General features: G+C 74.3%; 10 protein-coding genes and 1 pseudogene. 10 read left to right on the plus strand and 1 reads right to left on the minus strand.

The window, feature by feature from the left end; all coding sequences use genetic code 11:
* Positions 1 to 7: 7 nt before the first annotated feature.
* From B0675_RS20140 to B0675_RS20170, 7 genes are all read left to right on the plus strand, one after another.
* A complete protein-coding gene (locus B0675_RS20140) occupies positions 8 to 1,981 on the plus strand; it encodes a prolyl oligopeptidase family serine peptidase (protein WP_081220210.1) in 1,974 nt (657 codons plus the stop codon).
* Between the two features lie 295 nt (positions 1,982 to 2,276).
* Positions 2,277 to 3,224, plus strand: a complete 948-nt coding sequence (locus B0675_RS20145; protein WP_081220211.1) for an LD-carboxypeptidase — start codon at positions 2,277 to 2,279, stop codon at positions 3,222 to 3,224.
* Between the two features lie 193 nt (positions 3,225 to 3,417).
* The gene (locus B0675_RS20150; RefSeq protein WP_107482682.1) at positions 3,418 to 5,208 is read left to right on the plus strand and encodes a CocE/NonD family hydrolase; all 1,791 of its coding nucleotides are present in this window, start codon (positions 3,418 to 3,420) and stop codon (positions 5,206 to 5,208) included.
* Between the two features lie 110 nt (positions 5,209 to 5,318).
* A complete protein-coding gene (locus tag B0675_RS20155) occupies positions 5,319 to 5,567 on the plus strand; it encodes a DUF1049 domain-containing protein (protein ID WP_081220212.1) in 249 nt (82 codons plus the stop codon).
* A 25-nt stretch (positions 5,568 to 5,592) separates the two neighbouring features.
* Positions 5,593 to 6,141, plus strand: coding sequence for a GNAT family protein (locus B0675_RS20160; protein WP_081220213.1), 549 nt, complete (start codon positions 5,593 to 5,595; stop codon positions 6,139 to 6,141).
* Between the two features lie 96 nt (positions 6,142 to 6,237).
* The gene (locus B0675_RS20165; RefSeq protein WP_081220214.1) at positions 6,238 to 7,134 is read left to right on the plus strand and encodes an arginase family protein; all 897 of its coding nucleotides are present in this window, start codon (positions 6,238 to 6,240) and stop codon (positions 7,132 to 7,134) included.
* A gap of 51 nt (positions 7,135 to 7,185) precedes the next feature.
* A complete protein-coding gene (locus B0675_RS20170; RefSeq protein ID WP_081220215.1) occupies positions 7,186 to 9,195 on the plus strand; it encodes a DUF5107 domain-containing protein in 2,010 nt (669 codons plus the stop codon).
* A 69-nt stretch (positions 9,196 to 9,264) separates the two neighbouring features.
* Here the strand turns inward: B0675_RS20170 and B0675_RS20175 are convergent, their stop codons facing one another.
* Positions 9,265 to 9,612: a VOC family protein gene (locus tag B0675_RS20175; protein WP_081220216.1), complete on the minus strand. Its 348-nt coding sequence runs from the start codon at positions 9,610 to 9,612 to the stop codon at positions 9,265 to 9,267.
* A 145-nt stretch (positions 9,613 to 9,757) separates the two neighbouring features.
* Here B0675_RS20175 and B0675_RS20180 point away from each other — a divergent pair, with 145 nt between their 5' ends.
* From B0675_RS20180 to B0675_RS20190, 3 genes and pseudogenes are all read left to right on the plus strand, one after another.
* Positions 9,758 to 10,255, plus strand: a complete 498-nt coding sequence (locus B0675_RS20180; RefSeq protein ID WP_241539820.1) for a phage holin family protein — start codon at positions 9,758 to 9,760, stop codon at positions 10,253 to 10,255.
* Positions 10,256 to 10,526: 271 nt separating this feature from the next.
* The gene (locus B0675_RS20185; protein WP_081220217.1) at positions 10,527 to 11,933 is read left to right on the plus strand and encodes an NAD(P)/FAD-dependent oxidoreductase; all 1,407 of its coding nucleotides are present in this window, start codon (positions 10,527 to 10,529) and stop codon (positions 11,931 to 11,933) included.
* 74 nt (positions 11,934 to 12,007) lie between these two features.
* Positions 12,008 to 12,226, plus strand: a pseudogene (locus B0675_RS20190) (transketolase); the annotation flags it as partial.
* Positions 12,227 to 12,235: the final 9 nt, after the last annotated feature.

The raw sequence follows: 12,235 nt of genomic DNA on the forward strand, positions 1-12,235 counted from the left end.
GGACGACATGCAGACCTTGCCCTACGGATCCTGGCCCTCGCCGATCGACGCGACGCTCGCCGCCGCGCACGACGGGCACCCCGAGTTCGTCGGCTTCGTCGGCGCCGAGGTCTGGTGGACCGAACCCCGGCCCACCGAGGGCGGGCGGCGCACCCTGGTGCGCCGGACGGAGGACGGCCGGCAGGAGTCGGTCCTGCCCGCACCGTGGAACGTGCGCAGTCGCGTCATCGAGTACGGAGGCCTCCCCTGGGCCGGTGTCATGCGCGCCGAGGGGCCCCTGATCGTCTTCGTCGACTTCTCCGACCAGCGCCTCTACCGCTGGGAACCCGGCGCCGAACCCATCCCGCTGACCCCCGTCTCGGACGTGGGCGGCGGACTGCGCTGGGTCGACCCGCAGATCCGCGGGGAGCGGGACGAGGTGTGGTGCGTTCTGGAGGAGTTCACCGGCGACGGGCCGAGCGACGTGCGCCGGGTCCTCGCCGCCGTGCCCCTCGACGGCTCGGCGGCGCGGGACCGCGACGCCGTCCGTGAACTGTCCGACGGCCGGCACCGGTTCGTCACCGGACCCCGGGTCTCGCCCGACGGCCGGCAGGCGGCGTGGCTCGCCTGGGACCACCCCCGGATGCCCTGGGACGGCACCGAGGTGATCCTCGCGGACGTCACCGAGGGCGGCACGCTGTCCGGCCCGTGCACCGTCGCGGGAGGCCCGGAGGAGTCCGTCGTCCAGACCGAGTGGGCGCCGGACGGCACCCTCCTGTACGTCAGCGACCGCACCGGCTGGTGGAACCTCCACCGACTCGGCGCGGGCGGCGAGGGCGTGGCCGTCTGCCCGCGCGAGGAGGAGTTCGGCGGATCGCTCTGGCGCGTCGGGAACCGCTGGTTCGCCCCCCTGGAGAGCGGTCTGATCGCGGTCGTGCACGGGCTGGGGTCCACCGCGCTCGGGATACTCGACCCGGAGACCGGCGAGCTCGTCGACGCGGCCGGACCCTGGACGGAGTTCGCGCCGACCCTCGCCGCACAGGGCACCAGGATCGTCGGCGTCGGAGCGAGCCCCCGCAGCGCGTACGAGGTCGTCGAGCTGGACGCGCGCACCGGGCGCGCCCGGGTGGTCGGCGCCGCGCACGACGACCCGGTGGACCCCGCGCACTACCCCGAGCCCCAGATCCGCTCCTTCACCGGACCAGCCGGGCGCGAGATCCACGCGCACGTCTACCCGCCGCACCACCCGGGCCATGTCGCGCCCGGCGACGAACTGCCGCCGTACGTCGTGTGGGTGCACGGCGGCCCCACCGGCCGCTCGCCCCTCGTCCTGGACCTGGAGATCGCCTACTTCACCTCCCGGGGCATCGGGGTCGCCGAGGTCAACTACGGCGGTTCGACGGGCTACGGGCGCGAGTACCGCAACCGGCTGCGCGAGCAGTGGGGCGTCGTCGACGTCGAGGACTGCGCGGCCGTGGCGCTCGCGCTCGCGGCGGAGGGCACCGCCGACCGGCGGCGCCTCGCGATCCGCGGCGGCAGCGCGGGCGGCTGGACGACCGCAGCCTCCCTCGCCGTCACCGACGTGTACGCCTGCGGCACGATCATCTACCCGATCCTGGACCTCACCGGCTGGGCCTCCGGGGAGACCCACGACTTCGAGTCGCAGTACCTGGAGTCGCTGGTCGGGCCCATCGCCGAGGTGCCCGGCCGCTACGCCGAGCGGTCGCCGTCCGAGCACGCCGACCGGATCACCGCCCCGTTCCTGCTGCTCCAGGGACTCGACGACGCCATCTGTCCGCCGGTGCAGTGCGAGCGCTTCCTGGCCCGGCTGGCGGAGGAGGGCCGCCGCGTCCCGCACGCCTACATCGCCTTCGAGGGCGAAGGCCACGGCTTCCGGCGCGCCGAGACGATGGTCCGCGCACTGGAGGCCGAACTCTCCCTGTACGCGCAGGTTTTCGGGCTGAACCCGCCGGACGTCCCCACCCTGGAGCTGACCAAGTGAGGCCGGCGCGGCCCGGGAGCCCGACCGGCACCGGCCCCGCTCGGGCCGGGGCGGCGGACCGGATGCCCGCGCACCCCCACGACCGGTACACGAAAGACCACCGTCCGGACGGCCACCCTGCGAACGGCCGCGGCGCGAACGGCGACCTCGCGAACGGCCGCTGTACGGAAGGCCGCTGTACGGAAGGCCTTCGCACGAACGGCCGCTGTACGGAAAGCCGTCGCACGAGTGACAGTCACCCGCACGACCAGCAGGACCCGCACGAAGATCGGCACCAGGAACGGGAGCAGTACGCGTGACCCGAACGACCTCGACCGTCAACCCCCTGACCCGGCCGGCGCGGCTCGCCGCCGGGGCGCGCGTCGCCGTGGTCGCGCCCAGCGGACCCGTCCCCGAGGAGCGTCTCGAGGCCGGACTCGACATCCTGCGCGGCTGGGACCTCGACCCGGTGGTGGGCCCCCATGTCCTCGACCGGCACGGCGAGTTCCGCTACCTCGCCGGGACGGACGCCGACCGGGCCGCCGACCTCCAGGCCGCCTGGTGCGACCCGGACGTGACCGCGGTGCTGTGCGCCCGCGGCGGTTACGGCGCGCAGCGCATGGTCGACCTGCTCGACTGGGACGCGATCCGGGCCGCCGGCCCCAAGGTCTTCCTCGGGTTCAGCGACATCACCGCACTGCACGAGGCGTTCGCGACCCGCGTCGGGCTCGCCACCCTGCACGGACCGATGATCGCGGCCCTCGACTTCCTGAAGAACGCGCGGGCGCAGGAACACCTGCGGGCCACCCTCTTCGAACCGGACTCCGTGCGGACCCTCTCCTCCGGTGAGGCCGGCGCGCTGGTGCCCGGCCGGGCGAGCGGCGTCACCCTGGGCGGCTGCGTGTCCCTGCTCGCCGCCGACCTCGGCACCCCGCACGCCCGCCCGTCCGCCCGCGGCGGACTCCTGCTGATCGAGGACATCGGCGAGGAGGCCTACCGCACGGACCGGATCCTGACCCAACTGCTGCGCGCCGGCTGGCTGGACGGGGTGGCCGGGATCGCCCTCGGCTCGTGGGTCGACTGCGGGCCCTACGAGGAACTCCGCGCGGTGTTCGCCGACCGTCTCGGGGACCTCGGGGTGCCCGTCGTCGAGCACTTCGGCTTCGGGCACGCCGAGGGCGCGCTGACGATGCCGTTCGGCGTCCGGGCCGAACTCGACGCGGACGCCGGGACGCTGACCCTGGAGGAGCCCGCGCTGGCCTGACGGCACGGGACGCGCGACGCGGTCACCGCAGCCCGGTCGAGAACCACTCTTACCGGTGATTGACCCCGGATGACACGTGTCACAGCATGACTACCGACCGGTATGTACCGGTCGGTAGCGCGGCGCGTCCCCCGGGTCCCGGCCCGGCGGACCCGCCGCGGCCCGTCGGTCGTCCTCAGCGTGGAGGTCTTCGTTGTCCGGTCGCTCGCGCGGGTCCGCGTCCCGTGCACCGCTCGCCCTGGCGCTCGGTGCGGCGCTGGCCGCGCCGCTCGCGTTCACCGCGCCCGCCGCCTCGGCCACCGACCGGTACACGGTCACGCCGCTCACCTTCACCGTCCGGGCAGGCGACCGCGACTGCACGGTCGACGCCGACCTGTACCGGCCCGCCGGAGTGGACCGGGAGCATCCAGCGCCCGCCGTCCTCGCGACCAACGGCTTCGGCGGCAGCAAGGCGGACGGCTCCACGGACGGCATCGGCAAGGCGTTCGCCGCCCGCGGCTACGTGAGCCTCGTCTACTCGGGGCTCGGCTTCGGGAAGTCGGGATGCCTGATCTCCCTCGACGACCCGAGGACCGACGGGCGCGCCGCCTCCGCACTCGTCGACTTCCTCGCGGGCACCCGCGCCGCCGACGACGGCACGACGGCCGACTACGTCACCCGGGACGGCCGGGACGACCCCCGCGTCGGCATGATCGGCGGATCGTACGGAGGCGCCGTCCAGCTGGCCACGGCCGCCGTCGACCACCGCGTCGACGCCCTGGTCCCGCTCATCACCTGGAACGACCTCGCGTACGCCCTCGCCCCGAACAACGCGGCCGGAGCCCGGCAGGTGCCCGGCGCCTTCAAATGGCAGTGGGGCAACGGCTTCTACCTGATCGGCGAGAGCCAGCCGCTCACCACGGCCAACCTCGACCCCACCCGCGTCAACACCCTCGGCTGCCTGCACTTCGTGACCGAAGCCTGCGCCATCATGCGCACCCTGAACTCGGGGACCTATCCGGCCGCCCGGACCGAGTCGCTGCTGCGGTACGCGCGCCGCGTCTCGCCCGCCTCGTACCTGCGGAGCGTGCGGGCACCCACCCTGCTCGTCCAGGGGCAGGCCGACAGCCTCTTCAACCTCACCGAGGCGACAGCGACGTACAGGACGCTGACGGCACAGGGCACCGAGGCCCGGATGATCTGGCAGTCCTGGGGACACAGCGGGGGCCTCACCGACCCCGCGACCGGTGAACTCAGCCTGAGCCAGGGCAATCTGGAGACCAGCTATGTCGGCCGGCGGGTCCTCGCCTGGTTCGACCGCCACCTCCACCGCCGATCGGGCGCCGGCACCGGGCCGGCCCTCGCCTACTACCGCGACTGGATCACGGACCCCGACGCCAGGTACGCCACCGCCCCACGGGTGCCCGTGCCCGACCGGACGCTGTACCTCTCCGGCGACGGGAAGCTGGTCGACAACCGCGCGAAGGTCGCCCGCGGCAGCCGGGTGTACCGCAACCTGCTGGTGCCGAGCAGTCACTCAGAGCGTTCCCTCGCCGCGCCGGCCGGACTGGCCGACCCGGCTCCGTACGACACCGCGGGCACCTTCCTCGGCTGGACCGGCGAACCGCTGCCCCGGCCCCTCGACGTCGTCGGCTCGCCCCGGGCCCGGCTGAAGGTCGTCTCCCCGGTGACCGAGCGGGTCCAGCACTCGGGAGACGCCGCCGACAAGCTGGTCCTCTTCGCCAAGCTGTACGACGTGGCACCCGACGGCAGCAAGGCGCTCGTGCACCGGCTGGTGGCCCCGGTTCGCGTCCCGGACGTGACGAAGAGCTTCACCATCACCCTGCCGGGCATCGTCCACCGGTACGAGGCCGGCCACCGGCTCCGGTTCGTCGTCGCCGCCAGCGACGACGCGTACACCGGGAACAGGGGAGTGAAGCCGGTGACCGTGACGAGCGCGCCCGGCGACACCGGGACCCTGGAGCTGCCGGTCGTCGCCGGCTGAGCCCCGGGACCGGGCGCGGGGGACCGGCGCCGGGAGCCGCGAGGGGTGTCCCGCCCCCCCCGAGATCCTTCCGTCGTGCGGACGCGTGCCGTCGGGCCCATGCTGGACGCATGAGCCGCAAGACCACCGAGAACGCACCCACCAGCGGCAAGAGCACCCGCGAAGGGCCGATGACGCCCGCCAGGATCGTCGTCGCCGTGCTGGGCGTCCTCGCCCTGATCTTCATCTTCGAGAACACCCGCAGCACCAGGATCCGGCTGATCGTCCCCGAGGTGACCATGCCGCTGTGGGTGGCCCTCCTCGCCACCGGGCTGATCGGCGCGCTGTGCGGTGCGTACGCCATGCGACGCAGGCGCTGATCACGGGCTCGACTAGGGTGACGGGATGCCTGAGAACGCCGGTTATCTCGCCGAGGGCCCGCGGGTGGGCCTGCGCCACTTCACCCTCGACGACGGTGACGAGTTCACCGCGCGGGCCAGGGAGAGCAGGAGCCTCCACCAGCCGTGGCTGTTCCCGCCCGGCAGCCCCGACGGCTACGCCGCGTACGCGGGACGGCTCATCGAGGACCGGACCAAGGCCGGGTTCCTCGTCTGCGAACGCGACAGCGGGGGCATCGCCGGCTTCGTCAACATCAACAACATCGTCGAGGGCGGCTTCCTGTGCGGCGCCCTCGGCTACGGGGCGTTCGCGCACGCCGCCGGCCGCGGGCTCATGTCCGAGGGCCTCGGACTCGTCGTCCGGTACGCCTTCGGGACGATGGGGCTCCACCGGCTGGAGCTCAACGTGCAGCCGGGCAACGCCGCGTCCATCGCCCTCGCCCGGCGGTGCGGCTTCCGCCTCGAAGGGTTCTCGCCGGCCTTCATCCACGTCGACGGCGCCTGGCGCGACCACGAACGGTGGGCGATCACGGCGGAGATGACCGCAGCCCGCTGACCGCCCGGCCGCGCGCGCCGGACGCGGACCGGCACCTCGTCCGACCGTTCCGCGATCCCCTTCCACGGGCGCCGTCCGACGGGTGAGGATGATCCCATGCGGAACATCGTCGTACTGGACGCCCCCTCCAACCTGGGCCTGCGGCCACCCGCCCCCGGCACCGTGCCCGGCTGCTACAAACTGGCGGGCGCACTGCGGGAACAGCGGATCGTGCAGCGGCTCGGCGCCCTGGAGGGCGGGGTCGTCGTGCCCCCGCGCTACGACCGGGGCGACTGGAAGGAGGGCGACGGCGTCTTCAACGCGGCGGCCATCGCCCACTACACGCGGATCCTCGCCGACCGCGTCGAGCGGCACGTCCGCGCCGGCGACCTGCCCGTCGTCCTCGGCGGGGACTGCTCCATCCAGCTCGGCGCGTCCCTCGCGCTGCGCCGCATCGGACGGTTCGGGCTCGCGGCCGTCGACGGTTCCGCCGACTTCCGGCACCCCGGCAACTCCGACCGGATCGGCGCGGCGGGCGGCGAGGAAGTCGCGATCGCCACCGGGCGCGGCCAGGAGGACCTGTCCGATCTCGAAGGGCTGCGGCCCTACCTGAGGGACGAGGACGTCCACCTCTTCGGGATGCGCGACGACGACTCCGACCTGGAGGAGCTCGCCGCCCTGAGGATTCCCACGACGACCGTCGGGGAACTGCGCACCCGGGGCGCCGACGCGACCGCCCGTGCCTCCCTGGCCGCCCTCGAACTCCCGCGGCTGGACGGCTTCTGGGTGCACCTCGACGCCGACTGCCTCGACCCTGCGGTGATGCCCGCCGTGGACAGCCCGGACCCGGGCGGCCTGTTCCCCGACGAACTCCTGGCGCTGCTCGGCCCCTTGGTCCGCTCCCCGCGCTGCGTCGGCCTCAACATCACCATCTACGACCCCGACCTGGACCCCGACGGCACCGCGGGCGCGCTCCTCGCGGACGTCGTCGTCGGGGCCTTTGCGCAATCCTGACCCGAACCTGACGAGCGGAGACCCTGGTCAGCTGACCGATGACCATGTTCCATGGTCATCGTGACGACGATCCGACGTGACGTACTGACCCTCCCGGCGGCGGACTTGGGACCGAGCAACCCGCTGCCGCCCCTGCGGACCCTCGACGAGACCCACACCATCGACGACCGCGACCGCGTCGGCCTGCCGCGCGACATGGCCCGCCAGATAGGTTACGAGCCGCTGCACAGCGTGCTGCCGGAGCGCATCCGCGACGGCTACGGACGCGAGCGCCGGCCCGCGGAGCTCGACACCGTCGTGATCGAGAACGACCGGCTGCGGGCCACCGTGCTGCCCGGCCACGGAGGCCGCGTCGTCTCCCTCTTCCACAAGCCCACCCACCGGGAACTCCTCTACCGCAACCCGGTGATGCAGCCCGCCTGCTTCGCCCTCAACGGCGCGTGGTTCTCCGGCGGCATCGAATGGAACATCGGCGCCACCGGGCACACCACCCTGTCGTGCTCACCCGTGCACGCCGCGCGGGTACCCGCCCCCGACGGCGGCGAGATGCTGCGCCTGTGGGAATGGGAGCGGCTGCGCGACCTCCCCTTCCAGGTCGACCTCTGGCTGCCGGACGGCTCCGACTTCCTGTACGTCGGCGTCCGCGTCCGCAACCCGCACGAGCGGCCCGCGCCCCTGTACTGGTGGTCCAACATCGCGGTCCCCGAGGAGCGCCGCGTGATCGCCCCGGCCGAGGAGGCCTGGCTCCCCCACAGCCCCGAGGGCGTGGGAGGTGCCCCCATCGGCTACGAGCGGCGGCTGCGCCCGGTGCCCGTGCCGGAGTACGACGGAACCGACCGCACCTATCCGCTGAACAGCACCTTCCCCGCGGACTACTTCTACGAGGTGCCCGACGGGCAGCGCCGCTGGATCACCGCGCTCGACGACGCGGGCGAGGGACTCGTGCAGACCTCGACCGACACCCTGCGCGGGCGCAAGCTCTTCGTCTGGGGCTCGGGACCCGGCGGCCGGCGCTGGCAGGAGTGGCTCACCGAACCGGGCACCGGCGGGTACTGCGAGATCCAGGCCGGACTCGCCCGCACCCAGCTCGAACACGTGCGGCTCGAAGCGGAGAGCGACATCTCCTGGCTGGAGGCGTACGGCCCGCTGTCCGTCGACGCGGCGACCGTCCACGGAACGGACTGGGACGCCGCGCGGGCGGAGACCGGACGCCGGCTGGACGGCGCCCTGCCCCGGGACGCCGTCGACGCCGCGTACGCCGCCTGGCTGCCGCACGCCGACACCGAACCGGGCGAGGTGCTCGCCACCGGATCGGGCTGGGGAGCGCTCGAAGTCCTGCGCGCCGCCCACAAGCTGCCGGGGACACCCTTCGACGAGTCCACACTCGGCGAGGACCAGGCGCCGTGGCGCGAACTGCTGCGCTCGGGTGCCTTCCCCGAGCCCCGCCGGGCCGGCCCGCCCGGGGAGTCGCTGGTCGCCCCGCACTGGCGGGACATGCTGGAGACGGCACCCGCGGTGCCCGCCGCCGAGTACCACCTGGGCGTGGCCCAGTGGCACGCCGGTGACCTCGCCCAGGCCGTGCGGAGCTGGGAGCGCGCGCTCGAACTCGCCCCGTCGATCTGGCCGTTGCTGCGCTGCCTCGCCGTCGCCGACCAGCAGAGCGGGAACCCGGAGCGGGCCGCCGACCGCTACCGGGAGGCCTTCGACGACCTGTGCCGTGAGCGGCGCGACGACGGGGAGCGCTGGACCGCGGCGACGGCCGCGCTCGGCCGCGAGGCCATCGAGGCGCTGCTCGCCGTACGACGCACCGCCGACGCCCGTGCCGTGTGGGAGCGGCTGCCGCAGGGCGTGCGGGAGCGCGGCCGGTTCCGCCTCGTCGAGGCCGGGCTGCTGCTCGCCGAGGGGAACCGCGCGGGTGCGCGGGCGGTCTTCGACGCCGGTTTCGAGGTCGCCGACCTGCGGGAGGGGGCGGAGACCATCGGGCTGCTGTGGTCCCGGCTCAGCGACGAACCCCTGCCCGCGCGCTACGACTTCCGTATGCGGCCGCCGTCCGCCCTCTGAACGGCCCTCGCCGCGCCGTGTCCACGGTCCCGGACTCCCACCGCACGGCGGGAGTCCGGGGTCCGTCGGTCAGCCGTCGCGGTCGGCGTACTCGTACACCGAGCCGTCCGGATGCAGGGCGATGAGATTGCGGCCGCCCGGTGTCGCCACCGGGCCCGCGATGACGCGGGCCCCCAGCTCGGTGAGGACCCGGCCGGTCTCCTCGACGTCCTTGACGGCGATCGTCGCGGCGACCTTGCGCAGCACCTCCAGCTCCGACTCGGGCCCGCTCATCAGCAGGAAGCAGCCGATCGCGGCGACCGACACACCGCCGCGCTCGAAGCGCAGCGCGCGGCCGCCGGCGAGCCGCTCGTAGAAGGGGACCGCAGTCTCCAGGTCGTCGACGCAGACGCGCAGCGTGGCTCCCAGAATCTCCATGAGGACGAGCCTAGTTGGGGTCGGCCCGGGACGGAGATCGTTTCGGACGATCGCCGTCCGACGCCACTCCGGGACGGCCGGTACGGCCCGACGGCGCCTACAGGGCGGTCCGTTACGCGGACGGACACCCGGGTACCCGCACACCATGAAGCCCATCGAGCACCTGGATCACCTGGAGCATCTGGACAAAGGACTCGTCGACGAACTGACCGCGGTGGCCCGCGAGACCATCCGTGACGAACTGCGCGAGCAGACGCGCAAGCAGCGGCGCACGGCCGCGCTGTACGCCGCTTCGGGCGCCGCCGCCCTGTACGGCGGAGCCGCGCTGGCGCTGGCCCTCGGTCTCGCGCTCGCCCTCGGGCTGCCCGGCTGGGCCGCCGCCCTGGTCACCGCGGCGGCCCTCGGTGTCGCCGCCTTCGTGCTGCGCGGCATGGCCCGGCCCGCCACCGCCGACCGTCCGGACACCGGTCACGCGAGCGAGCCGACCCCGCCGGGACGGATCCTCGGCGGTACCGCGCCGGCCTCCCCGCCCGGCGGCATGGGGGTCCTGTACCCGCCGGTCCCGGCCGTGACGCCCGGCGTGTCCGACCCCGGCGCCCACCGCGCGAGCGACCCCGACACGTACCTCCACCAGGCGCGCTGACGCTCCGACTGCCCGGTCCGCCCCTGCCGGGGCGGACCGGGCAGCCGTGCGCGGGTGTCCCGCCCGTCGTGCCGAAGGGGGTCCGCCGGGAGCAGACTGGAAACCGTCGAGGCCCAGCGGGACGAGCCGGCCACAGGGCCGGGCCCGGCCCTGTGGCCCTTCTCGCCGGAGCGGCGAAACGCCGGGGGTGCCCGTGTTTGGGCCGTCCCGTCGGGGGGACGTGGAAAGCCCGTAGGAGCGACACCGCAAGCGACACCGCCAGAGGAGCATCGTGAGGCGACCCCGCATTCTGATCGTCGGCGCCGGTTTCGCCGGTTACCGGACGGCCCGCACCCTGTCGCGGCTGGCCCGGGGCAAGGCCGAGATCACTCTGCTGAACCCGACCGACTACTTCCTGTACCTGCCGCTGCTGCCCCAGGTCGCCTCCGGTGTCCTGGAGCCACGCCGGGTCACCGTCTCGCTGACCGGGACGCTGCCCGGGGTCCGCCTCGTGCTCGGCGAGGCGGCGGCCGACGGGATCGACCTCGACGCCCGCACCGTGCGCTACACCGACCCCGAGGGCGACAGCGGCACGCTGACGTACGACCGTCTCGTGCTGGCCGTCGGCAGCGTCAACAAGCTGCTGCCCGTGCCCGGAGTCGCCGAGCACGCGCACGGCTTCCGCGGCCTGCCCGAGGCGCTCTACCTGCGGGACCACGTGACCCGGCAGATCGAACTCGCCGCCGGGTCGGACGACCCGAAGAGCGCCACCGCCCGCACCACCTTCGTGGTGGTCGGCGCCGGCTACACCGGAACCGAAGTCGCCGCGCAGGGACAGCTGTTCACCGACGCCCTGGTCCGCGAGCGGTCGCTGCCCGAGGGTGTCCGGCCGCGCTGGCTGCTGCTCGACACCGCGGACCGCGTCCTGCCCGAACTGGACGAGCGGCTCTCGCGCACCGCCGACCGCGTGCTGCGCGAGCGCGGCGTCGACGTGCGCACGGGCACCTCGGTCGAGGAGGCCACCCCCGACGGAGTCCGCCTCAGCGACGGCGAGTTCGTCGACACCAGGACCCTGGCATGGTGCGTCGGCGTCCGCCCCGACCCCCTGGTCGCGGGGCTCGGCCGGCCCCTCGAACGCGGCCGGCTCCTCGTCGATCCGTTCCTGCAGGTGCCGGGCCACGCCGATGTGTTCGCCTGCGGTGACGCGGCGGCCGTACCCGACCTGGAGAAGCCCGGCGAGTACACCCCGATGACGGCCCAGCACGCCTGGCGTCAGGGGAAGATCGCGGCGCACAACGTCGCCGCCTCGCTCGGTGTCGGCGAACGCCGCGCCTACCGCCACCGCGACCTCGGCTTCACCGTCGACCTCGGCGGCGTCGACGCGGCGGCCAACCCCCTCGGTGTGCCCCTGTCGGGACCGCTCGCCGGAGCCGTCACCCGCGGCTACCACCTCGCCGCCATGCCCGCCAACCGCGTCCGCGTCGCGGCCGACTGGCTCCTGGACGCCGTACTGCCGCGCCAGTCGGTGCAGTTGGGCCTGGTCCGCGCCTGGTCGGTGCCCCTGGACACCTCCGCGCCCGAACTGGCGCGGGTCGCCGGAGCGCCGCCCGGCCCGGCGAACCCCGCCGCGCCCGCCGGGACGGCCGGACCCGGCGACGACCGTCCCGAGGCCGCGAGCCGCCCGGAAGGAGACTCGTGAACACCGGCCGACTCGTCGGCCTGGTGCAGCGCTGCGGGCAGGCAGCGTGAGGGCCGACACCGCCGACTCGGCACCTGATCACCGTCGAGGACCACCGCGAGGAGCGCGGTCGCGGCGACGGGGTGCTCGACGCCTTCACCGACGGCCGTCCGGTGCCCCGCCCCGCCCGGCTCGCCGTCCGGAGCGTGCCCGGCTCGGCGGGCCCGGCCGGGCGGCTGCGCACCGCCGGTATCGGCGCGCGGTCGATCGCCGCCGCGGCCCGGCTGCTCGTCGAGACGGCCGTGGTGCGCTGAGCCCGGAAC

The sequence above is a fragment of the Streptomyces sp. M41(2017) genome, assembly GCF_002078175.1.
Lineage (GTDB): Bacteria > Actinomycetota > Actinomycetes > Streptomycetales > Streptomycetaceae > Streptomyces.